19 protein-coding genes and 1 pseudogene are annotated in these 22,503 nt (G+C 46.7%); 10 read left to right on the plus strand and 10 right to left on the minus strand.

Annotated elements, in window-relative coordinates:
- Positions 1-13: 13 nt before the first annotated feature.
- The 3 genes from P9B68_RS09250 to P9B68_RS09260 all read right to left on the minus strand — a co-directional run bounded on the left by P9B68_RS09250 (position 14) and on the right by P9B68_RS09260 (position 2,706).
- Complete coding sequence (locus tag P9B68_RS09250) at positions 14-598, minus strand: indolepyruvate oxidoreductase subunit beta (protein WP_135658056.1); 585 nt, start codon at positions 596-598, stop codon at positions 14-16.
- On the minus strand, positions 595-2,337 hold the full coding sequence (gene iorA, locus P9B68_RS09255) for an indolepyruvate ferredoxin oxidoreductase subunit alpha (protein WP_277668908.1): 1,743 nt from the start codon (positions 2,335-2,337) through the stop codon (positions 595-597). The genes P9B68_RS09250 and iorA overlap by 4 nt, the downstream gene beginning before the upstream one ends.
- A gap of 246 nt (positions 2,338-2,583) precedes the next feature.
- A complete protein-coding gene (locus P9B68_RS09260) occupies positions 2,584-2,706 on the minus strand; it encodes a hypothetical protein (RefSeq protein ID WP_277668909.1) in 123 nt (40 codons plus the stop codon).
- 284 nt (positions 2,707-2,990) lie between these two features.
- On the opposite strand from P9B68_RS09260, the gene P9B68_RS09265 reads away from it, so the two are divergent.
- The 4 genes from P9B68_RS09265 to P9B68_RS09280 all read left to right on the plus strand — a co-directional run bounded on the left by P9B68_RS09265 (position 2,991) and on the right by P9B68_RS09280 (position 7,401).
- Positions 2,991-3,251, plus strand: a complete 261-nt coding sequence (locus tag P9B68_RS09265; protein WP_277668910.1) for a hypothetical protein — start codon at positions 2,991-2,993, stop codon at positions 3,249-3,251.
- Between the two features lie 139 nt (positions 3,252-3,390).
- On the plus strand, positions 3,391-4,536 hold the full coding sequence (locus P9B68_RS09270) for an LCP family protein (RefSeq protein ID WP_277668911.1): 1,146 nt from the start codon (positions 3,391-3,393) through the stop codon (positions 4,534-4,536).
- Between the two features lie 142 nt (positions 4,537-4,678).
- Entirely contained in the window at positions 4,679-6,622 is a 1,944-nt protein-coding gene (gene metG, locus P9B68_RS09275; RefSeq protein ID WP_277668912.1) for a methionine--tRNA ligase, read from the plus strand.
- A 5-nt stretch (positions 6,623-6,627) separates the two neighbouring features.
- Entirely contained in the window at positions 6,628-7,401 is a 774-nt protein-coding gene (locus tag P9B68_RS09280) for a TatD family hydrolase (protein WP_277668927.1), read from the plus strand.
- A gap of 312 nt (positions 7,402-7,713) precedes the next feature.
- Here P9B68_RS09280 and gpmI read toward each other — a convergent pair whose 3' ends face one another.
- The 4 genes from gpmI to P9B68_RS09300 all read right to left on the minus strand — a co-directional run bounded on the left by gpmI (position 7,714) and on the right by P9B68_RS09300 (position 12,040).
- Positions 7,714-9,225, minus strand: a complete 1,512-nt coding sequence (gpmI, locus tag P9B68_RS09285; protein WP_135658066.1) for a 2,3-bisphosphoglycerate-independent phosphoglycerate mutase — start codon at positions 9,223-9,225, stop codon at positions 7,714-7,716.
- A 33-nt stretch (positions 9,226-9,258) separates the two neighbouring features.
- Positions 9,259-10,026, minus strand: coding sequence for a triose-phosphate isomerase (gene tpiA, locus P9B68_RS09290; RefSeq protein ID WP_135658068.1), 768 nt, complete (start codon positions 10,024-10,026; stop codon positions 9,259-9,261).
- 200 nt (positions 10,027-10,226) lie between these two features.
- Positions 10,227-11,420, minus strand: coding sequence for a phosphoglycerate kinase (locus P9B68_RS09295; RefSeq protein ID WP_277668913.1), 1,194 nt, complete (start codon positions 11,418-11,420; stop codon positions 10,227-10,229).
- A gap of 119 nt (positions 11,421-11,539) precedes the next feature.
- Positions 11,540-12,040 carry a tRNA (cytidine(34)-2'-O)-methyltransferase gene (locus tag P9B68_RS09300; protein ID WP_277668914.1) on the minus strand — a complete coding sequence of 167 codons (501 nt, stop codon included), beginning with the start codon at positions 12,038-12,040 and terminating at the stop codon, positions 11,540-11,542.
- A gap of 117 nt (positions 12,041-12,157) precedes the next feature.
- Here P9B68_RS09300 and P9B68_RS09305 point away from each other — a divergent pair, with 117 nt between their 5' ends.
- From P9B68_RS09305 to P9B68_RS09325, 5 genes are all read left to right on the plus strand, one after another.
- Positions 12,158-12,340, plus strand: a complete 183-nt coding sequence (locus P9B68_RS09305) for a hypothetical protein (RefSeq protein WP_135658074.1) — start codon at positions 12,158-12,160, stop codon at positions 12,338-12,340.
- A 545-nt stretch (positions 12,341-12,885) separates the two neighbouring features.
- Entirely contained in the window at positions 12,886-14,082 is a 1,197-nt protein-coding gene (locus tag P9B68_RS09310) for a hypothetical protein (RefSeq protein WP_277668915.1), read from the plus strand.
- Between the two features lie 100 nt (positions 14,083-14,182).
- Entirely contained in the window at positions 14,183-15,562 is a 1,380-nt protein-coding gene (locus P9B68_RS09315) for an MORN repeat-containing protein (protein WP_135658078.1), read from the plus strand.
- A 23-nt stretch (positions 15,563-15,585) separates the two neighbouring features.
- Positions 15,586-16,851: a hypothetical protein gene (locus tag P9B68_RS09320; protein ID WP_135658080.1), complete on the plus strand. Its 1,266-nt coding sequence runs from the start codon at positions 15,586-15,588 to the stop codon at positions 16,849-16,851.
- A 347-nt stretch (positions 16,852-17,198) separates the two neighbouring features.
- Positions 17,199-20,108: a hypothetical protein gene (locus P9B68_RS09325; RefSeq protein ID WP_135658082.1), complete on the plus strand. Its 2,910-nt coding sequence runs from the start codon at positions 17,199-17,201 to the stop codon at positions 20,106-20,108.
- Between the two features lie 168 nt (positions 20,109-20,276).
- Here P9B68_RS09325 and P9B68_RS09330 read toward each other — a convergent pair.
- The 3 genes and pseudogenes from P9B68_RS09330 to P9B68_RS11700 all read right to left on the minus strand — a co-directional run.
- Positions 20,277-20,471: pseudogene (locus P9B68_RS09330) on the minus strand (manganese catalase family protein); the annotation flags it as partial.
- Positions 20,471-20,731 carry a spore coat protein CotJB gene (locus tag P9B68_RS09335; RefSeq protein ID WP_135658086.1) on the minus strand — a complete coding sequence of 87 codons (261 nt, stop codon included), beginning with the start codon at positions 20,729-20,731 and terminating at the stop codon, positions 20,471-20,473. The pseudogene P9B68_RS09330 and the gene P9B68_RS09335, both read right to left, overlap by 1 nt.
- Positions 20,728-20,928 carry a spore coat associated protein CotJA gene (locus P9B68_RS11700; RefSeq protein ID WP_135658088.1) on the minus strand — a complete coding sequence of 67 codons (201 nt, stop codon included), beginning with the start codon at positions 20,926-20,928 and terminating at the stop codon, positions 20,728-20,730. Before P9B68_RS11700 ends, P9B68_RS09335 begins: the two co-directional genes overlap by 4 nt.
- A gap of 480 nt (positions 20,929-21,408) precedes the next feature.
- Here P9B68_RS11700 and P9B68_RS09345 point away from each other — a divergent pair, with 480 nt between their 5' ends.
- Positions 21,409-22,449, plus strand: coding sequence for a lysylphosphatidylglycerol synthase transmembrane domain-containing protein (locus P9B68_RS09345; RefSeq protein ID WP_135658090.1), 1,041 nt, complete (start codon positions 21,409-21,411; stop codon positions 22,447-22,449).
- Positions 22,450-22,503 lie beyond the last annotated feature (54 nt).

The following is a 22,503-nucleotide window of genomic DNA, read 5'->3' on the forward strand; positions in this document are numbered from 1 at the left end:
TTTCAATCCCCCATTAGATTTCCTGTGCGTTATAGCCCAGTTCGAACGCTTTCAGATTCATGTCCATAAATTTCGCGGGTACAGTTTCCTTGATCGTGTCGATCCAGACCTGCTTGTCAATCGAGAGCCGTTTGGCAACGGCGCCGATCAGAACAATGTTGACCGCCCTGACGGAACCCGCCTGTTCGGCAAGCTTCAGCGCGTCAAATGCCACGACCTTTGCCCCTTCCGCTTTTACGGAACCGATGATGTTTTCGGGGTAGGCGGCCGATCCGGTGACAACGGGCATGGGGTCGATCTGCTGCGTATTTACAACAATGGTACCGTCTGTTTTCAGCCACGGCAGAAAACGTGCCGCTTCAAGCGCTTCAAACGCCATCAGGACGTCTGCTTCCCCTTTATCAATCACCGGGGAATAGACTTTATCCCCATAGCGGACATAGGTAACAACCGAACCGCCGCGCTGGCTCATTCCGTGTACTTCCGAAACCTTTACATCTGCTCCGCAGTGCAGCATGGCGCTTCCGAGAACGCGGCTGGCGAGCAGGGTGCCCTGGCCGCCCACGCCGACAATCATTACGCTTTTTACCTGACTCATGCTTTCGCCTCCTCTGATGTTATCGCACTCTTGGCACAAAGGCTTGTGCAGACGCCGCAGCCGACGCACTGTGTGCGGTCAATGGCTGCCTTGCCGTTTTTCATGCTGATCGCGGGACAGCCGATGGACAGGCATGCGCGGCATCCGATACATTTTTCCTCTCTAATGGCGAGTGGTGGCTTATGCTTGACATATTTCAAAAGGGCGCAGGGCCTGCGGCTGATAATAACCGACGGGCCGTCCGCTTCCAGTTCTTCCTTCAATGCGCTCTGTACATCCTGAAGATTATAGGGATCGCAGACACGAACGCGCGGAATCCCGACGGATTTGCACAGCGCCTCCAAGTCAACGGCGCTGGTCGGGTCGCCCTTAATGGTATAGCCGGTAGACGGATTCTGCTGGTGCCCGGTCATTCCGGTGATGGAGTTGTCCAGAATAATCACAACGGAATTGCTCCGGTTGTAGGCAATGTCAATCAGTCCGGTTATGCCGGAATGGATAAAGGTGGAATCGCCGATGACGGCCACGCTCTTCTTTTCCGATTCCGCGCCGCGCGCTTTGTTAAAGCCGTGCAGCCCCGAAACGGAAGCGCCCATGCAGACGCATGTGTCGATAGCGCTCAGCGGAGCGGAAGCACCTAGTGTGTAACAGCCGATATCGCCGCTGACAAAGACCTTGGCTCTTTTTAAAGTATAGAACAGTCCCCGGTGCGGGCAGCCGCAGCACATAACGGGAGGACGGACGGGAATGTCGTCTTTCACGGACAGCACCGCCGGTTCTTTGCCCAGGATGCACTTGCGGATAAGGTTCTGCGAAAATTCTCCGCAGCGGGGGAATACGTCCTTTCCCGTTACCGTAATGCCGTTTTTGCGGCAGAAACTCTCAATTATATCGTCGAGTTCCTCAATGACGTAAAGCTTATCTACGCTTGCCGCGAATTTTTTAATCAGCTCTACTGGAAGGGGGTGGACCATACCCAGTTTTAGGTAGGAAACGGTGTCGCCCAACGCTTCCTTCGCGTATTGGTAAACAATTCCGGCACAGATAACGCCGGTTTTGGAATGGTTATCTTCGATCCGGTTGATCGCGCAGGTTTCCGCCCAGGCGGCGAGTTTTTTGGTTCGTTCTTCAACGCTTACATGCTTTGGCTTTGCAAAAGCGGGGAGCATTACGTTTTTGGCCGGATTTTTTATGTAAGGCTTTAACTCCAATTCCTGCCTGCTCCCAAGTTCCACAACGCTGCGGGAATGCGCAACGCGGGTGGTAAGGCGAAGGATGACCGGTGTGTCGAATTCCTCGGAAAGGGAATAGGCCAGCTTGGTGAAATCACGGCATTCGCCGGAGTCGGAGGGTTCCAGCATCGGCAGCTTTGCGGCGATGGCATAGTTGCGGGAATCCTGTTCGTTCTGCGAGGAATGAAGCCCCGGATCGTCGGCAACGCCGAAAACCATGCCGCCGTTTACCCCTATGTAAGACATTGTAAAGAGGGGGTCGGCCGCGACATTCAGCCCGACATGCTTCATGCCGCAGAAAGAGCGCGCACCGCCGAAGGAAGCGCCCGCGGCGACCTCGGCTGCCACTTTTTCGTTTGGCGCCCATTCGCAGAATATTTCATCAAATTTTGAGGCAGCCTCGGTGATTTCTGTGCTCGGCGTGCCCGGGTAGCTTGAAACCACCTTCACGCCGGCTTCGTAAAGCCCCTGAGCGACCGCTTCGTTGCCCAGCAGAAGTTCTTTCATATGTGTTTCCTCCTAAGATTATTTTTGAAACCATGAAATTAAAACGCACCGCATCAGAGGAAGATCCTGATGCGGTTCATACCATACTGTATTATTTTATCAGTTTAAATCGATTAAGTTCATCTCCATTTTAACTCATTTTTATCCCATATGCAACCGGCTGAAATAAAAAATGCAGAATCCGTATAAAAAATCAGGCAGAAGCCATCTCCGCCTGGTTTTGTACCATATTAAAATTGGTTTACCTCAGCTAAAAAACGCGGCTGCAAATGCAGAACCGAGAATCAGCACAGCGCAGAGCAATGCAACAATGCGGATAATCAGTTTGCGATAATTCACTCCATGGCTTACCATCTTCTGTTCTTTCATTTTCATTCCTCCTGTAACCATTCTATTATATCAAATATTTATAAAGAAAACCGTGAATACATTATGAATTTTACCAGTTTTCTTGTCGAGTTAAACGAACAATTTGGTCCCTGTATAGAACATATACAAATTAGAAAATTTTTCCATCCTCTTTTTACGCACAGTAACAGAATTAGACAAAATACTCAATATTCTGTTGACTATGTCGGATAATGTAACTATAATTAATTATTAGGAAAATTGGAATAGGCATATTAACCAGTCATTAAGAAAGGTGGATTAGTATGAGCGAAAAGATGGTGGAATATCTTGCGGAAGCATGCAATTTGTATATTTCCGATATTCGCCTGTCCAAAAGCAGCGCCACTATTTTACCTGTTGTCAGCCGTTTAAACCCCAACCTGTTTTCTTCAGAAGATTGGAGTACTAGCCTGTCCTATATTTTTATGAAGTCCCTGCATTTTGATACACCGGAGGATGCCAAAAATTATTATATTGAAAGGTTAATGAAGTTTGCCGACGCAGAAGCGGAAAACGAGGAATAATGCTGGAGGCTTCACGAGGATTCTCGGTATTTCCCTCAAACAGCGTAAAAGCGCAAATTAGGTTTACATAACTATTGACATCAACTGGAAATTGCAATAAAATAAGACTGTTTTCTGTATTAAAATATTGAGGTGAAATATGAATAAACAAAGCCGTGGCTTCCGGCCTCAGAGAAGAAGTACAGGCTCTAGGCCGCAGGGCGCGGTTCGGAGGATGAACTACGATACTGAGGAATTTGACCGCTACAATTATGTTGACCGGGATATTTACAGCAGCAGCCGTTCAGCCTCCAGAAGAAGCTCACGCAACGGAAGAAGAAAAAAGCGGGGCGGAGGTTTGAAAAAGTTTTTTCTTACTGTGTTTTTTATTCTTCTTGCTCTATTTGCGGGTGTTTTCGCATACGGGAAATATATGTTTAACCGCCTGGATCGCTCGGAGAAAATCGATACTTCGAAATATATTGAACAGCCCAGCGCTGCGCCGGCGTGGGATGTTATGTCCGATCAAAAGGTAATGAATATTTTGCTGATTGGGACGGACAAAGGGGATGACGGAAACAGCAGCCGAAGCGATACCACGATGCTGGTTTCCATTGATAACGATCGAAAAGAGCTTCATTTGGTGTCTTTCTTGCGCGATTTATATGTTGAAATCCCAACAATGAAGAAGCAGAAGCTGAACGCGGCCTATGCGAAGGGCGGCGCGGCGCTTACCATGCAGACACTGGAAAATAATTTCCGTATCAATATTGATCATTATATATCGGTTGACTTTGAAAATTTCGCCACCATCATCGACAAAATGGGTGGATTGGATATCAAGATGGATAAAAAGCTGTGCGATGCGGAAAACCGCAACATGGGGAGCCATTTAAAGCCCGGCGTCAATCATCTGGACGGGCGTCTTGCCGTTTATTACGCGCGTATTCGTGAAACGGATAGCGACTTTGGCCGGACCGGCCGCCAGCGCGAGGTTCTGGAGCTGATGATCGAAAAGATGAAAAGCATGAACCCTCTGCAGATCAATGCGATGATGAATGATTTTCTTCCTCTTGTAAAAACGAATCTTAGCGATTCGGAATTGATTTACCTTGCTTCTATTGCAAATTCGGTTTCGCATTACCCGATTAAAACCATGCATGTGCCAAACCCGAACACCTACAGGGATGTAAACATCAAGAGGATCGGCGCGGTGTTAGACCCGGATTTGCCGGAAAACTGCCGCTTGTTGAGAGAACTCCTTTATCATGAAAGCGCCGGCGTTTCTTCTTTGGATTTCGAATAAAGTCTTAAAATCTCCCGTCCCGAAGTAATTCGGGGCGGTTTTTCTGTAACTTCGCGTTCTCTGTTCACTATTCGTGAAAAAAATGGTATAATATTTTAATTAAACACTTTATTAGAGATTTCATTCTCTTGGAGGTTGAACAATGGACAAAAAAACTTTCTACATTACCACGCCAATTTATTACCCTTCCGGCAAGGCGCATATCGGCCACAGCTACTGCACCGTCGCCAGCGACGCCATCGCCCGCTATAAACGAATGCAGGGCTACGACGTCATGTTCCTCACCGGTACGGATGAGCACGGTCAGAAGATCGAGATCAACGCCGAAAAAGAAGGGGTAACCCCCAAGGAATATGTCGATAAAATCGTTGCAGGGTTCCAGGATCTGTGGAAGCTTTTAAACATTTCCAACGACCGCTTTATCCGGACGACGGATGATTACCATGTAAAGGCCGTACAGAAAATATTTAAAACCTTATATGACAAAGGGGAAATCTACAAGGGCAAATATGAAGGCTGGTACTGTACCCCCTGTGAAGCCTTCTGGACGGAGACACAGCTCAAAGACGGGAAATGCCCGGACTGTGGGCGCGAGGTGAAAATGGCGAACGAAGAAGCCTATTTTTTCCGCCTTTCCAAATATGCAGACAGGCTCCTGAAGCTCTATGAGGATCAGCCCGATTTCATCCAGCCGGACAGCCGGAAAAACGAGATGATCAATTTTATCAAGCAGGGGCTGAACGACCTCTGCGTTTCGCGGACAAGCTTTACTTGGGGCATTCCGGTCGACTTTGACCCGAAGCATGTTGTCTACGTCTGGCTTGATGCGCTTACGAACTATATTACCGCAATGGGCTACGGCTCTGACGATGATTCCGATTATAAAAAATACTGGCCGGCGGACGTGCATTTTGTCGGCAAAGAGATTGTACGCTTCCACACCATCATCTGGCCCGCCATGCTGATGGCGCTGGATCTTCCGCTTCCAAAGCAGGTTTACGGTCACGGCTGGCTCCTGTTCGGCGACGGAACCAAGATGAGTAAATCAAAGGGAAACGTGGTGGATCCGGTCATCCTGTGCAGCCGCTACGGCGTGGACGCGATCCGCTACTTCCTTCTCCGTGAAATTCCCTTCGGCGCGGACGGCGTGTTTACAAATGAAGCGCTGATTAACCGCATTAATTCCGACCTTGCGAATGATTTAGGCAACCTTCTCTCCCGCAGCACTGCAATGGCGCAGAAATACTTCGGCGGGAAGATTCCGGCGGAGCGGGAAAGCGCGCCTGTCGACGACGAGCTGATTCAAATGGCCTTGGAGCTTCGCCAGAAATGCGACGATGCCATCGAAGGGTATCAGTTCAGCAACGCGCTGGCGGAAATCTGGAAGCTGATTGCCCGCACGAATAAATATATTGATGAAACTATGCCTTGGGTGCTGGGCAAGGACGAGTCCAAGCGCGCCCGCCTGGCGACGGTTATTTATAATCTCTGCGAAAGCCTGCGGATCGTCTCCGTTCTGCTTACGCCGTTCCTGCCGGAGACCGCTCCGAAGATTCAGGCGCAGATCGGCGCGAAGCCGGAGGAACTGACCTACGATTCCGCTGCAAAATGGGGTGTCCTCTCCAATGACGCGGTCATTACCAAGGGAGAAACCCTGTATCCGCGCATTGATGTGGATAAGGAGATTGAGGAGCTTAATAAGCTGATTCCGAATCCCGCGGAATCGAGCGAGGAAAAAACAGCCGCTGCGAAGATCGAAGGCCTTGCGCAGATCGGCATCGACGATTTTAATAAAGTGGAGCTTCGCGTTGGAAAAGTCAAGGCGTGCGAACCGGTTAAGCGCGCCAAGAAGCTTTTAAAGCTGACCATTGAGGACGGAGTGGGGGAAAGGACGATTGTGTCCGGTATTGCGAAATGGTACAAGCCGGAAGATTTAACAGGGCACAGCATTATTTTCGTTGCCAATTTGAAACCCGCGACCCTTTGCGGCGTGGAGAGCCAGGGCATGGTTCTTTCCGCCGATTCGGGGGAAGACGTCAAGGTTATTTTTGTTGACGGGATCCCGTCCGGGAGCAAGGTTTGCTGATGGAAATGACAGGTTCTATTTTTGATTCACATGCACATTTCGATGATGAGTCGTTTGACTCCGACCGCGACACACTTTTGGCAGAGCTGCCGAACCGGGGCATCTGTAACGTAATTAACTGCGGGTCGGATTTAAACTCCTCGCGCGCTTCCGTTGAGCTGGCGGTGAAGTATCCGTATATCTACGCCGCGGTGGGGATTCATCCGGAATGCGTGAAGGATGCTCCCCCGGACTATATAAAGCAGTTGGAGGAATTGGTTACCAAGGAAAAGGTTGTTGCTGTTGGAGAGATCGGCCTTGATTACCATTTCAAGGAGAACGCGCCAAAAGAGGTTCAGAAAGCCGTCTTTGAAGAACAGGTTTCATTGGCGCATAAGGTTGGGCTCCCGATTATTGTGCATGACCGCGATGCACATGGCGATACCATGGAGCTTTTGCGCAAATGGAAGCCGAAGGGTGTGGTGCATTGTTTTTCCGGTAGCGTGGAAATGGCGGAGGAATGTATCCGGCTCGGTATGTATATCGGTCTTGGCGGCGCGGTAACGTTCAAGAACGCGCGTGTGCCGGTTGAGGTTGCGGAGGCCATTCCTTTGGATCGTATGCTGATGGAAACGGACTGCCCCTATATGGCACCGGTTCCGTTCCGCGGGAAACGGAACGATTCCACGCTGATCGTGTATACGGCCGCCCGGATTGCAGAAATCCGCGGCACAACCGCCGAGGAAATTCTAAAGTTTTCGCGCCGCAATGCGGAGACATTGTTTTCTATTAATGGCTAATGAAAGGCCGGGAGGTATCTCCCGGCCTTTCATTTTTCGAATCATATGACGTAAAGCTGGGTGAGAGCTTTCACCGGGCATTTTAAAAACCTGCGGAGTTTTGCAGTTAGAGTCCCAGTTTCCTTTGCTTTTTCTCACGGAGGCACGGAACCAATCCCCAGGACGGGTTGAAGGAAGCCCGCCGGGGGCGAGGATGATTATACTCGCTTCACAGTCGGAGTCCGGGAAATTTCCCCGAACTTTTTCTATAATAAACAAACGGTGGGAAATACAAAGAGACTGCCTTCGAACAAGGCAGTCTCAGTATTATTGTTATTCAATTATGCTTACACCGGTCATTTCAGGCGGCTGGGGAAGCCCCATAATTTTAAGCATGGTTGGCGCGATGTCTGCAAGGCGCCCGCCGGAGCGGAGTTTGCAGGGATAACCGACAACGCAGAACGGAACCAGATTCGTCGTATGAGCGGTGAACGGAGAACCGTCCTCCTCGTACATCTTGTCCGCGTTGCCGTGGTCTGCTGTAATCAAAGCAACGCCGCCCATTTCCGTAATGGCGTGAACAATTCTTCCGACGCACTTGTCAACTGCCTCCACAGCGGCTTTCGCGGCGCTGAAAACGCCTGTGTGGCCAACCATATCGCAGTTTGCAAAGTTCAAAATAATCACGTCGTATTTCCCGCTCTTAATGCGTTCCATTAAAGCGTCCGTAACTTCATAGGCGCTCATTTCGGGCTGAAGGTCATAGGTCGCTACCTTCGGGGAGTGGATCAATACGCGATCCTCGCCGGGATATTGTGTTTCAACACCGCCGTTGAAGAAAAATGTAACATGGGCGTATTTTTCCGTTTCGGCAATCCGAAGCTGGGTAAGGCCCTTCTCCGAAATATATTCGCCGAACGTGTTTTTCAGCGACTGGGGTTTAAACGCAACCTCCACATTCGGCATGGTCGCATCGTACTGCGTCATGCAGACATAGGTGAGAGGGAAGAAGCCTTTTTTGCGCTCAAAGCCTTTGAAATCCGGGTCAACCAGCGTGCGGGTAAGTTCGCGCGCGCGGTCTGGACGGAAATTGAAGAAAATGACGGAATCGTTCGGCTGAATTTTCGCGTTTTCCGCACAGACAACCGGTACGACGAACTCGTCGGTAACATTCTGCTTGTAGGAATCCTCCACCGCTTTTACCGGATCGGCGCACTGTACGCCTTCCCCGTAAACCATCGCGGCATAGGCCTTTTCAACGCGTTCCCAGCGATTGTCGCGGTCCATGGCGTAATAACGGCCCATAACGGTGGCAATTTTGCCAACGCCGATTTTCTTTATCTTTTGCTCGCATTCTTCAATATAGCCCTTGCCGGAATCCGGCGGAACATCGCGGCCGTCGAGCAAAGCGTGTACAAATACTTTTTTGCAGCCGCGTCTCTTTGCAAGCTCGAGCAGAGCATACAGGTGCGAATTGTGGCTGTGTACGCCGCCCGCGGAAAGCAGGCCGATTAAGTGCAAAGCGCCGTCGTGGGTAAGAACATTGTCAACGGCGGACAACAGCGCGGGGTTTTCAAAGAAGTCGCCGTCTTCAATGGATTTTGTAATCCGGGTCAGTTCCTGATAGACAATCCGGCCCGCTCCGATGTTAGTGTGGCCAACCTCGGAGTTGCCCATCTGACCATCCGGCAGACCGACGTCCATGCCGGAAGCGCCGATTTGTGTAAGGGGATTGTTTGCGAAAAGACGGTCGATATTGGGTTTATTGGCGGCCTTAATCGCGTTGCCGCTTTCCGGACCGATACCGAACCCGTCGAGGATCATTAGTATTAATGGTTTTTTCATGTTTTTTAACCAGACCTGCCTTTCGGGAATAATTTACCTGCTTGCTGCCTTTACGATTTCTGCAAAATCAGCAGGCTTTAAAGAAGCGCCGCCGATCAGGCCTCCGTCAACGTCAGGCTGGTCAAGCAGTTCCGCCGCATTCTTCGCGTTCATGGAACCGCCGTACTGAATGGTGAATGCGTCTGCGCTTGCTGCATCGTAGAGCTTTTTGATTGTTTCGCGAATAACCGAGCAAACCTCGTTCGCCTGTTGTGCGGTAGCGGTTTTGCCGGTTCCGATCGCCCAGATCGGCTCATAAGCAATAATGACTTTTTTCAGATCGTCCTTGGAAACGCCGCCGAGCGCAATTTTTGTCTGCATGGCGACAAGCTCTTCCGTAATGCCCTGCTCACGCTGCTCAAGGGACTCACCTACGCAGAGAATCACGGAGAGGCCGCTGTCCAAAGCCGCGCGAAGGCGCTTATTAACGGTTACGTCGGTTTCACCAAAATAGGTTCTGCGTTCGCTGTGGCCGATGATGACATACTGTACACCCATGGAAGCAAGCATGTCCGCAGAAACCTCGCCGGTGAACGCGCCGCTCTTTTCCCAGTGGCAGTTTTCTGCGCCGACACCGATATTGGAGCCTTTTGTTGCTTCCAATGCTGCGGAAAGATCCACATAGGGGGTGCAGACGATCACGTCACAGTCCGCGTCTTTTACCAGGGGTTTTATTTCTTCAATCAGTTTGGTCGCCTCTGCCGGCGTTTTGTTCATTTTCCAGTTTCCGGCAATTACTGCTTTTCTAAGCTTCTTATTCATAATCCATTCTCCTTTGCTCGGCCTTGTCTGTTGCCTAAGCATAAATCGGTTTCGGTGAAAATTGCTGCCCGTATAAATATATCCGGAAGGATTCCTGTGGTCACAATTTTCCCGGAATCCGCTTAAGTTTATTATACAGGCAAGACCTGAAATCATAATTTTAATGCGGCAGCAGGGCTGCCGCATTCGTGTTCAAAGAATTATTTTTCGTTCAGGCATGCGATACCGGGCAATTCAAGGCCCTCAAGGAATTCAAGGGAAGCGCCGCCGCCGGTGGAAATATGGGTCATTTTATCCGCGAAGCCGAGCTTCTCAACCGCAGCGGCGGAGTCGCCGCCGCCGATAATGGAAATAGCGCCGCTGTCTGCAACCGCTTTTGCAACAGCAATTGTGCCGGCTGCGAAATTATCCCATTCGGAAACGCCCATCGGCCCGTTCCAGACAACCGTGCCGGAGCCTTTGATCGCGTCGGCAAACAGAGCGGAGGTTTTCGGTCCGATGTCAAGGCCCATCCAGCCTTCGGGAATTTTATCAGAGTCAACAACCTTATGCTCTGCGTCCGCTTTGTATTCGGTCGCGACAACGTTGTCGATCGGGATCAGAAATTTAACGCCCTTATCCTTGGCTTTTGCCATCATATCCTTTGCAAGTTCGACTTTGTCGCTCTCGCAGATGGAGGTACCGATGGAGTAACCGAGCGCATTCATAAAGGTGTAGGCCATGCCGCCGCCGATGATGAGGGTGTCGACCTTGTCGAGCAGGTTGGTGATAACGCCGATTTTATCGGAAACCTTTGCGCCGCCAAGAATAGCGGTGAACGGACGCTTCGGATTGGTAAGCGCGCCGCCCATGATTGTGATTTCCTTCTGGATCAGGTAGCCGCACACAGCCGGAAGGTATGCCGCAACGCCCGCTGTAGAGGCATGCGCACGGTGGGCGGTGCCGAATGCGTCGTTTACATAGATTTCGGCCAGAGAGGCAAGCTGCTTTGCAAATTCGGGATCGTTCTTTTCCTCTTCCTTATGGAAGCGGACGTTTTCAATCAGCTCGACTTCGCCGTCCTTTAAGGAAGCAGCAATGCTCTTTGCGCTGTCGCCGACAACGTCTGTTGCCATTTTGACTTCCTGTCCCAGCGCCTTCGAGAGGTATTTGCCAACAGGGGCAAGGGAAAATTTCATGTTGAACTCGCCCTTCGGACGGCCCAGGTGCGAGCAGAGGATTACTTTTGCCTTATGGTCTACCAGGTAACGGATGGTTTTCAGTGCTTCATCAATACGCTTTGAATCCGTGATATTGCCTTCCGCATCGAAAGGTACATTGAAATCGCAGCGGACCAATACTTTTTTGCCCGCGACATCAATATCTTCTACGGTCTTTTTGTTAAGATAGTTCATGCTTACCGCTCCTTTATATTATGATTTCGGAAATTTCAAAACACTTTCGTTATTATACAATAATTTGTAAAAGATTTCAAGCAAATTGGGGCGTTTCAGACAAGTTTGTTAAAAAATAATCACCATTTGTATTCCCGAAGCTGTCCTTTGCAAAGCAGATTCGGATATCCCCATTGCCGCAGCACCTCATATACGCCGATCGCCACAGAATTCGATAAATTTAAGCTCCGTGCGTCCGGGTTGTTCAGCATGGGAATACGCACGCAGTGGTCGGGATTTTCATATAAAAGTTTTTCCGGCAGGCCCGCGGTTTCTTTTCCGAAAAACAGGTAGCAGTTGTCGGGGTAGTGCATATCTGAGTGAATATGTGTTGCCTTTGTGGAAAAGAAAAAGAAATTGCCTGTATTTTGGCTGAAAAAATCGGAAAGGCTATCGTAATAGGCGATATCAAGCAGGTGCCAGTAATCAAGCCCGGCGCGCTTGAGTTTTTTATCGTCAATTCGAAAGCCCATCGGCCCTACCAGATGAAGCCGAGCGCCCGTTGCGGCGCAGGTGCGCGCCACGTTGCCGGTATTCTGCGGAATTTCCGGTTCAACCATTACGATGTTCAGTGTTGGCATGATAAACTCCTTTATTCATTCATAATTTGGTATTTATTTTCAACAATAAACTGAAAGAAAGAGGGGAAGATATTGAAAGGCCTTATGATTTTATTTTCAATGTGGAGGTTTTGGATTATGTATCGAGAAACCATGGGATTTGTCCGAGGAATGGGCGCCGGTATGCTCGCTGGAATTACAGCCATTGCGATCGGAAGCAGAATGATGAAGGACAACAGGCAGTTCAGACGCAATGCAAATAAGGCCATGCGTGCGGTGAACGGCATGTTTGGTAACGTGCAGAGCATGTTTCGAATGTAATTTCAAAAGGACATATCCGGTAAAACCCTCGGCGGGATTTCCCCGCCGAGGGTTTGTTATTTTAACGGAAGGACACGATACATAAAACGCACTCTTTCGTTTCTTAATATATTATAATAACTTAGAAAAGCGAAAACAAGGATAAATCAGGATTAAGAAAATCAACGCCACTTTTGTATTAATGGCGAACCCCTGCTGTACACCGAATTTTTGCGCTAAGCGAAATTCAGTTGTGCGTTTGGTCACTAATTGCTGATTTTCATACAAATTGAAAAGAAAACTTACGAATTTCTATTTCCCAACCAGATGGAATATGCTATAATATGGTAAATTATGCCAAATGTTTGGTGAACTTCTACTAATTGAATTATAACGTTGGGAGCGAAAACATGAATCTAAGGAATGCAAAAAAAGCGTTGTTATTTAATGATTTTTTATCCTTACTGGCCGGAGAACCTTTGGAAATAAAATATAAAAATATAGCCCGTTTTTTGCATATATCGGAATCTACGCTTTCAAAGCTTAGACATGGAAAGCTGAATAAGATGCCCTCTGGTCTGCACCCGGAAAATATAGGGTCCGAATTTGCGGCGGCCCTGACACGCTCCTTTGCACCTACGGTCAGTACGGTTCGGCGTTTTTCCACTTTTGCGCGGATTGTTAGTGAAAATTACCTCATATCGAATACTTTGGAAAAGGCGGCGGCTTCCTTAACCGTTCCAATGAACAACGTGAATCTGAAAAGGGCTTGCGCAAGCGAAATTTCGAAATTTATCAAGCGATGCTATGAGGAATCCTATGCCAATTCCGAAATGGATTTCGCCAGCCATGTGTCTTCGCGCTGTACAGCTCAGTGCGAGATTATTTTTCAAAAAATCTGTGATACTATAAACTGCGACACCTTCGATTCGGAAAAGCTGAGGCAGCTTTTGAATGTTGTTTACGCGGCAAATATCCGTCATCAAATCGCCACTTATGTGGGAAACCGATCTGTTATCGACTTGGTTGAGCGGTTTGTACGAAGTCAGGCGGATGAGCCTTTTTATAACTATATACACCGGTCGGAGGTTATCTCAATCTCGGAGGATTCTTCCCTCCTTATGCGAACGATTAAAGGCCAGCAGCAGATTGTTTTTCAGACCACGAAGCCACGGGAAATTATCATGTGTCAGCCGCTGAACCATTTTGTGGATATACCCGATCAGGAAACTATTAAGAAAATACTGCCGCATATAAGCTGTACGGTGAACCACATTCCTTTAATAAAATATATCAATATCCATGAAAACTCGAATTACAGCGACTTGACGAGTTTTTTTACTGTACGGCAGGTATACGACAATGTCAGCGGTACCGTTATGACCGAGCTTGCTTTCCGTTTCAAACTGTATCCGGGCGTGGCGGGGGAAACCATTAATATAGCTTACGAATGCAATCTTATCACTCCGTTTATCAATAATATTTCCTGTAACTACAGTTTTTCTCTTCACTATCCCTGTAAATTCCTTGAGCACGAATTTGCCCTTGACGCCAAGACAAAAAACAAGTGGGGCGTTCAGGTGAGGCTGTTTACGCCTATGACCACCAGCGCCTGCACAGTAGAGCATCCGGATGAATCCGTAGTACAGATCGGCGGCACTACGGATTTGAAAAGAATCACCTTTTACGACTGGGCCATGCCGGGCACCGGCTATTTCAGAAATATTTACGAACTGAAGTATGCGGAGCAAATACATAATTAAACATTAAACCACTTTATTCATTCACATCTATTGCAAGTTTTCCATAATATCCTATATAATAGTAAGAAAATAGTTTGTATTTGAGGAAGGAGGCCCCGACATGCCTGTGCAAGATTCGAATCTTGCGCCTGTTTTTTATATGGTTTGTTACAGGCCCTTTGATGGCAATGCGCAAAATAGTGCGATTTTAACCGGGGTAAGACGCGATTATCTGACGACCCGCAAAAGCTCCTCCGGAAAATATAAAAAATGTTTGGCAGGAACCAATATTTCGATCCATTATAAAATCGGGAAAGGGAAGTTCCTCTGGAGGAAAAGCAGCGGCAAAATCCTTTTGCAGGAATCTTACCCGGAGGTTTATGGTTACTGTATATGGACAAGGAGTCTGGCAGGGGAAACCATAAGCAAAGCCCGCTATGCGAAAGATCATAGCTGGCTTCAGACCGCGTATTACCAGGGCGACACAAAACGCCCCGTCGCCTTTCTAAAACCCGTGCAGGGCAGTAAGGAATTGCTTCTTCTCGAGCTGGATGCCAAGACGGGGAAGTACGAGGCCGTAAGGCTGTTCCCCTTTGAGAACAACGAGGGAACGGCGCAGCAGAGCCTAATAAATACGCTTGCGGGCGAGCCGCAGGTTTACGCCGAAACGGATGAAGGCAGTTTTTGCTACTGCACAAAGGAAGAACTTGAGAGCCGGATATCGGTTTTGAACGATTTGAATACGGGAAAAGAGAGCTTGATCCCCAAATGGCCGTATGTGGAAGAAGAATCAATAACATTCACCTATATTATGAATGACGGTTCAGCAAAACCCGCGCAGCCGGAATCGGTTCTGGAATCGCAGGCAGAGCAGCAGACGGAAAATCCTTCGGGGCAAACCGCACAGGAAGCGGACTATGCGGCGGATCATGAAATTTTCAGTACCGATGAACCGGTAAAGCCTGCGCGTTACACGGTTGCGGCAAAAGGGCTGAATGGCGAAACACAGATTAGTGATTATCTGCCTCTGCATCTGGAAAAGGCGACAAAACGCATTGTTATCAGCGCGGAAGAAAGCTACCTTTACTTTGGAAAGGTGATTAACGGCCTGCGCCAGGGGCGCGGCCGAACGCAGATGCAGAATGGCTATACCGCTTACGAAGGCGACTATGTGGATGATAAGCGGGATGGCTTCGGCGCGTATTATTATAAATCGGGGAAAATCTGTTATGTAGGCGACTGGAAGGCGAATAGACGCGATGGCCTTGGGATTTCTTACAGTTCCCGGGACGGCACCATATTCTTCGGAAGATGGAAGAACAATATCCCCACAGGAAACGGCGCCGCGTTCGACGCGGAGGGGAATTTAATCTATACGGGCGAATGGAAAAACGGGATGCGCCATGGACACGGTACGGAATATAAAAACGGGGAAATCGTGTTTACAGGGGAATTTCGGGAGGATAAATATTACTCAGGATACAAACGGATTCAGAAATAGGTGAACGGATAGAGGGTGGAAATATGCAGAGCATGGAATTACATAATGTAAGCAGCGGCGAATGCATTGTGCTGCGCGGAGCAAATAAAGATCTATTGATGGTTGACTGTGGTGAGCCTGGGACGGGCAGTATTTCCGATATCATGAAGCGGTATGCCGGTGCGGTGTACCGCGATTTTTTGCTTACGCACTATCATGAAGCGGAAATCTGCGGGTTTCAGAAGCTTTTGAAAATCAATCCGAATACCTTTGACCGGATTTTTTTGCCTGCTTCTCCCTGCGATAAGCGCGGCAGGGCGCTTTTATTGGAATTTGCCCTTTTTACTTATGCTTTTTCCAATAAAAAGGATGATTTCTATTTGGAAAGCATATTCTTGCTTCGCATCTTTAGCGTTTTGTTAAAGAAATCGGACAGCCGGATTTTTGCGCTGAAAATGGGTTCGACTTTCCAGTTTGACGGCGTTGTTTACGACGTTTTGTGGCCAGCCGCAACAGATTATCCATTTTCAGACCTGTTTTCCGCGGCGGTGGAAGATATGAACGTCTGTCTTTCATCCCCGTTCCTTCCGGAGGAGGCGGGGCAGTTTCTGAAGCTGAAGGAGCAGTTTTGCGCCGCTTATCTTGCCTGCTGCGGAACCTCCCCTGTAAATCCGAAGGATATCAGCCGTATGAGTACGATATTTAATAGTATCGAAAATTTATGGCTGCGGCTGAAATCCCTGCCTTCTGCCCCGGATATTGCGGAAATTCTGGATCGGCCGACGACCCGGGAGGCATACAAAAGGGAACAGCAGGCCGCAAGCATTATTTTTCAGAACCGGCGCAAAAGCGAGGCCAGCACGGATGATATCCTGATGACCGGTTCCGCCGCGCCGGAAAGTATGGATGCCATTTCAGACAAACTATATGACGGCTACTATATTTTGAAAGCCCCGCAGCATGGCGCGGCGGGGGCATGGAGCCATCTGTTCAACGAAATCAGCGCTTCGCATATTCTGATCAGTAATGGGAATAATAGGAAACCGGAGCCGGTTGCCGGCGAATATCTTGACCTGCCCTCAATAAAGCACTGCACGGACTGTTCTGCCTGCGCATGGTTCCAAAACAGCGGATACTCCTGTAATCGGATGAATTGCTGCTATGAGCTGCATGAACCGGGACTGACAATCAAATGCCCGTATTGCCATAGCCAGGATGGACCGGCGCCTTGCGGAATTTACCAGATTAACCGGGATGTTCCCCGTTCCTGTTTATGCGATAACAAGCCGATTTATATGAGTAAATTGTAAAGAAGAACGCAATAAAAAGGAATTATTTTTCATTCAACTTCTACATACATTGCCATAATGGATAAATATGGATTTATTGCTGGAAGATATTAAAATTAAAACCAAATTTTATATAAAAATATATCCAATATATACTTGACAATGCCTGCCAAATATCTTATAATCCAATTAAACATATGAGTGGTGGTTGTGGCTGCGGCTATGCCAAACGCATTATTGGCAGAGTTCCCACGAAACCATTGCAAGTCAGGGGGAGAATATCTTAACACCCATGGCGAACATGTATGTTAAATTCTCATAGCACACGCAAATACGCAAAACGAACTATTTTAAGGAGGACAAAAAGGATGAAAAAAATCACGGGAAAAGTGGTTTCTCTTGTGCTTGCTTTAGCACTTGTAGTATCCAGCTTTTCGGCAAACTTTGCTTTCGCCGCGACAAAGTCGATGGCGGGAGTTGTTACTGATACCGCAGAAGATGATATCTATCTCTGCAACGGTGGAACTGGCGACAGAGAAATCGATCTTAATGATTTTCTCGCAGCCAACGGTTCAGGCTTCAATATGGAAACAAAGAACCACAAGGATGTTGACAATGTAAAGGTTTCGTCAATTTCCCATATTTCTGGCGATAGGCTGGTTTCCTTAAAGCTTAGAAATAATGATGACGATGCATATCTTAGATTAAAGAGCAGCACGAAAACTGGTACAGAAGTTATTTCCGTTTTGTTCAAGGCTGATTACACAGATGATGACGGAAATGAGTATACTGTAAAAGCTTCTCAGAAGTTGACCGTTCATGTTTATGACAAGGATCAGCTTGTATTAGGCAAAAAAGATTCGAACGGTGTTGGCAAAGGTGTAGATGAATTAGACGATATACCGATGACTGCAGGCGCAACAGTTGAGATTGGTGCTTTCGTTGCACAACCTGAGAGTGAAGATAGTTGCTATGCTGTGCTCACCCCTGCACATAAGATCTTCTTGTCAAAAGATAAGAAGGATTATAAAGACAGCGGTTTTACACTTGAGGTAACAAGCGGTTCAAGTGATATCCACTTCTTGACCGAAGCTACTGTGAACGGTAAGAAAGTATTCCAAGATCAGTTTGATGATGCTCATATGAGGGCAAAAGATGTAGCGCAAGATGTCAATGGCGTTCTGTATGCAGTAGTTGGTAAACTAAACAGCCAAAATCAGATTACCGGTGATGCAAGCACAGGCAATATTACGCTTACCGCCAAAAAGCTTGTGCAAGATGGTGCTACTTATAAAGCTTCTACAGATTCCGATGAAAAGTATACCTTAAAAGCCAAAATTGCAAAGAAAATTGATATTGAAGCATTAAAGAGCTATAATTCAACGGACTCTTCCGATGCTCGGTATCTCTTTAAGAAAACCGTCAATAATGCTGGAAAAGCTAGCGATATAAACTACACAATCAGAAAAGACGGTAAGAGCATTTTAGATGGATTTACACAGTTTGACGGCAATGATGTAAATCTTACTGACAAGGAAATCAAATTCCCGACTGATACTGATACTGTTACCGTTAATGAAGATGTTAACATCAAGAAGATTTCCGGTAAAATGAACAAGTTGACGATCGGCGATTGCAATGTAGGCGAAGTTGACATCGATAATGGTGAAGTTACTATTGATGAAGGTAAAGTCGGCGATGTTACCATTGGCGATGACGATTCAACTAAAGCAAAGCTGACGATCACAAATGGAGCAAAAGTTGGTAATATTGATACAACAGATGCGAATGATAATGAAGAGTCGATTAACATTGATGGTGCAACAGTTGGCAACATCAAGACTGACGGTGATGTAGAAATTGAAACAAATGATGATGATCATACAGTAACTGTTGGTGAGATTGCTGCTGCTGGTAAAGTAACTGTCAACGCTGATGAAGCGAAAGTTTCTATCTCCGCTCTGAAAGCTGCAGATGAAGATGCAGAATTTACTCTGTACAATACCGACAATATGGAATTAAAGGTTGGCAAGATTGATTTCGACTACTATGATGATGTTAAACTCAATCTTGGCAATGAAGATGACGAAGACGATATCTTCACCGGCACAATTCCGGCTCCGATTAATGCGGCAGACGGTAGCATTGAAACTAAGAACGAAGACACAAATGTTACTGTAACAGGTAAAGTGGATGTAGATACAATTTCTGTTGATTCTGATTCTACAATCACTTTCAAGGATGATGTTAAAGCTGGTACGGTTGATGGCGACGGCACAATGGTCGTTGTTCCTGGAAAGCTTTATGTAAAAGAAAGTGCTTCCAGCACGAAGTTAAAGCTCGATGGTAATTTTGCCGCTGGTACAGTTGCATTCAAGGCTGATGCTGGCAATGTAGATGTTGATGATTTCGATTGCTATGGCTTTACACTTGAAAAGTCCACAGCGAGCAATGTAGATACCTTCAAGGTTAAGAGTGTAAGCTTTGCTGGCATTCAGATCAACAAGACTTCTGCAAACATTGCGAAGGGTTATTCCGAGACATTCACAGCTACTGCTTATCCGAACGGTACTACCATTCCGGCCGGTTACACAGTTAAGTGGGATCTCGATGGCGGCAGCAGCGATGTGTTCTCTATGACTACAAATGGCAATACTGCTACAGTTAAGGTCAATAGCATTGATTCTACTTTCGCAAGCCAGAACCATGCAACTCTGACCGCTACACTTTATGATGCAGACGGTTATGAAGTTGAAGATTACAGCGCTGCAAAGTGCGAGATCACAGCAATAGCTGTTCCGGAAGCAAAGATTGACACAACAAATGACTTCTCTCTTGCTCAGGGCGCTTCCTATCAGTTCAAAGTTACTTCTACAACTGCTCCTTCCTTTACGGTTGGTACACCGGGTGCCTTCAATGTAGCTCTTGCTTCTAAGAATGGCAACGATTACTTCTACAAGATCACCGCAGTTGGTAAGGTAGGTTCTTCCGCTGGTATTTACCTCAACGGTGCAAAGGTTTGTGTTGTTACAATTAAAGCTCCGGCTTTCACTTGTGACACAACAAAGGATGTAACCGTTAAAGGTTCTTACCAAGTAAAGGTTACTGCTACAACTACACCGACATTTTCTGTTGGTACAGCAGGTGTTTTCAAGGCTTCTTTCGTGAAGAAAGTTGGTAACGACTACTTCTACAAGCTCACATCTGTTGGCAAAGTTGGCGCAAAATCTGGCGTTTATGTAAACGGCGTTAAGGTTTTTGTTGCAACTGTTGGCTAAGTAATCCTTAAAAATAGGCAATTTCTTAATTAAATTATTACTATCTCAACAAAATAAGTTATAGTTGTATTTGCGTAGCGGCGGTTTGAGCGACAGCTCAGGCCGCCGCTTTGTGCTGCATTTTTAAAAATGTATGTATGAATTCGGTTGATAACCCGGTGGATCCTGTTCTTCGGTTCCAATATCAGTTAAAATTGCTTTCAGTTCCGGGTACGGCATGTTGTAGCGTTGGCTCAAGTAGCGAAGGGAGGCACCAAGCTCGCCATCCGGTCCGCCATATTGCGCTATAATCATTTGCGCAAGTTTTGGGTTTGTATTTTTTATATTAATGGGATACTGTAAATGTTTAACATAATTCCACATTAAGCTTTCCCCCCTTCGGTTACATCCCAGGGCCATGGATCGGAAATCCATGCCCAACGGCTGGTCGTCGCGCTGGTTTCATTCATCGGGCCGTAAGCGGCTTCATATTTCGCAATGAGATCAGTCGTTATTTTGCGGTATTCCTCCAGCTTTTGCGCTGCTGTGCAATCGCCTGGGTGGGTGTCTAAGAAAATGTGAAGCTCCCACATTGTGAATTGATAGGAACGAATTCTTCTTAACATCATTTCCTGCTCATTCATTTCGAAGCACCTCTTCCCCCAAGAAATGGTTTGTCAAGGTCTGGGAATATCGTGCCACTGCGTAGTCCTTTTTCCGGATCATATATCGTACCAAATTGCTGGAAAGGTACGTAAGCCATTGCAACGACGGTTACAGCCGGTAGCGGGGTCCGTGTAATCAGACAGGCATCCCCTTCCAGAATATTCATATTCTCCATTGATTTTCTCCTTTCTTATTTATTGGGCTTAACCTAATCCTATATTATGCAAATTTTGGACAGCATGTGAAATAGGGGTACTTTTGGGGAAGTATTTAGAAAAAGAAAAACACAGAAGGAAATGTTCCTCCTGTGTTTTTCGCTATTTTTTAGCAAGTTCCGCAAACACCTTTAATGCAGCGAAGTAAATCCTCCAATGTGCAAATATCTTCACCACAGCCCGAAACTACATTTTGGACATTTGCAGGTAATGAAGCGAAGTATTGATTTATGTCTGCATTTGATGCTAAAAGATCGCTTAATCCGTTTGCCATATTCTCACCTCGCTCCTAGTTTATGAAGAATGAGAGGAAATATTAAGGGAAATAATTCCCGTTAGTTTATTCTTCATTTTGTAAATACGAGTATTTATGATATAATATATAATATTAAATTATTATTCATCGAACAGATGGACAATTTATAGTAATTGGAGAAAATATGGCTACTTTGAAAAAGACAATACAAAAGAACCTACTTGTCATTATAACGTTAGCACTTTCAACGGGTGTTTTATTGTACTTTTTCTTTACTACGGAAGGAATTGTTACATTAGGGGAAATCATAACAAAGCTTAGACTGCGCTGGTTATTCATGGCGATTGCAAGCGCTGTATTATGCTGGATTTGTGAAGGTTGTGCTTTAAATTTACTGTGCGTTCATCTTTACCCGAATTGGAACTATAATCGTTCTTTTTGCGTTGGAATGATCGGTCTGCTGTATAGTGCGTTGACGCCGTTTTCAACAGGCGGCCAGCCTATGCAGATTTATTCTATGCGCAAAATGGGGATGGATACTGGGAAAGCAGGTTCCATCATTGCGGTAAAAACACTTACTTATCAGGTCATTATGGTTGGCTACTCTCTTGTATTGGTTGCATGGAAATTCCGCTTTTTCCAAACCAGCGTCAGTAATTTTTCTTTTGTTACGATCATTGGGTTAATTTCAAACAGCGCATTTATCTTTCTGGTGGCATTGTTCATGATTAGTGCAACAACAACGAACAAGCTTGTAAATGCGGTTATTCAGTTCCTCCACCGTATAAAACTTTGCCGTCATCCCGCGGAACGCTATGAAAAAATTCACGGCCAACTTGAAGTTTTTCACAATGCGTCCAAACTGATGGGGAATTCCATCAAGCTATATATTCCGGTTCTGGTTATTACCGTTTTTCAAATTACTTTAAACAGCTTGATTCCGTATTTTATTTATCGCAGCTTTAGTATGCACGAGGTTCCCGTTACGACCATGGTTGCCGCGCAGGTGTTTGTGGCGATGGTAAGTGCCTTTGTTCCGCTTCCGGGGGCTTCTGGTGGCGCAGAAGGCAGTTTTTATATTTTCTTCGGAATGTTTTTTGGCTCTGCAATCTTGCCCGCAATTCTGCTCTGGCGCATTATCAGCTATTATTCGAATATTTTATTTGGCGCAGTTTTCGCTTATATTGGAAAACGGTATAATGTACCGGATAAGATCGTTGAATAAAATAAGTCTTTACAGGAACGTAAAAGACCTCCTGCCGCAATTGATTTTACGGCA

Origin of the sequence: Caproiciproducens galactitolivorans, assembly GCF_029266045.1 — a bacterium.
Lineage (GTDB): Bacteria > Bacillota > Clostridia > Oscillospirales > Acutalibacteraceae > Caproiciproducens > Caproiciproducens galactitolivorans.

Coding starts and splice junctions, on each gene's coding strand:
- P9B68_RS09270 (WP_277668911.1), top strand. CDS start 3,391: ATGAATAAACAAAGCCGTGGCTTCCGGCCTCAGAGAAGAAGTACAGGC.
- P9B68_RS09300 (WP_277668914.1), bottom strand. CDS start 12,040: ATGCCAACACTGAACATCGTAATGGTTGAACCGGAAATTCCGCAGAAT.
- metG (WP_277668912.1), top strand. CDS start 4,679: ATGGACAAAAAAACTTTCTACATTACCACGCCAATTTATTACCCTTCC.
- P9B68_RS09310 (WP_277668915.1), top strand. CDS start 12,886: ATGCCCTCTGGTCTGCACCCGGAAAATATAGGGTCCGAATTTGCGGCG.
- P9B68_RS09295 (WP_277668913.1), bottom strand. CDS start 11,420: ATGAACTATCTTAACAAAAAGACCGTAGAAGATATTGATGTCGCGGGC.
- P9B68_RS09320 (WP_135658080.1), top strand. CDS start 15,586: ATGCAGAGCATGGAATTACATAATGTAAGCAGCGGCGAATGCATTGTG.
- P9B68_RS09305 (WP_135658074.1), top strand. CDS start 12,158: ATGTATCGAGAAACCATGGGATTTGTCCGAGGAATGGGCGCCGGTATG.
- gpmI (WP_135658066.1), bottom strand. CDS start 9,225: ATGAAAAAACCATTAATACTAATGATCCTCGACGGGTTCGGTATCGGT.
- P9B68_RS09250 (WP_135658056.1), bottom strand. CDS start 598: ATGAGTCAGGTAAAAAGCGTAATGATTGTCGGCGTGGGCGGCCAGGGC.
- P9B68_RS09280 (WP_277668927.1), top strand. CDS start 6,628: ATGACAGGTTCTATTTTTGATTCACATGCACATTTCGATGATGAGTCG.
- P9B68_RS09315 (WP_135658078.1), top strand. CDS start 14,183: ATGCCTGTGCAAGATTCGAATCTTGCGCCTGTTTTTTATATGGTTTGT.
- P9B68_RS09260 (WP_277668909.1), bottom strand. CDS start 2,706: ATGAAAGAACAGAAGATGGTAAGCCATGGAGTGAATTATCGCAAACTG.
- P9B68_RS09325 (WP_135658082.1), top strand. CDS start 17,199: ATGAAAAAAATCACGGGAAAAGTGGTTTCTCTTGTGCTTGCTTTAGCA.
- P9B68_RS09335 (WP_135658086.1), bottom strand. CDS start 20,731: ATGAATGAGCAGGAAATGATGTTAAGAAGAATTCGTTCCTATCAATTC.
- tpiA (WP_135658068.1), bottom strand. CDS start 10,026: ATGAATAAGAAGCTTAGAAAAGCAGTAATTGCCGGAAACTGGAAAATG.
- P9B68_RS09345 (WP_135658090.1), top strand. CDS start 21,409: ATGGCTACTTTGAAAAAGACAATACAAAAGAACCTACTTGTCATTATA.
- P9B68_RS11700 (WP_135658088.1), bottom strand. CDS start 20,928: ATGGAGAATATGAATATTCTGGAAGGGGATGCCTGTCTGATTACACGG.
- iorA (WP_277668908.1), bottom strand. CDS start 2,337: ATGAAAGAACTTCTGCTGGGCAACGAAGCGGTCGCTCAGGGGCTTTAC.
- P9B68_RS09265 (WP_277668910.1), top strand. CDS start 2,991: ATGAGCGAAAAGATGGTGGAATATCTTGCGGAAGCATGCAATTTGTAT.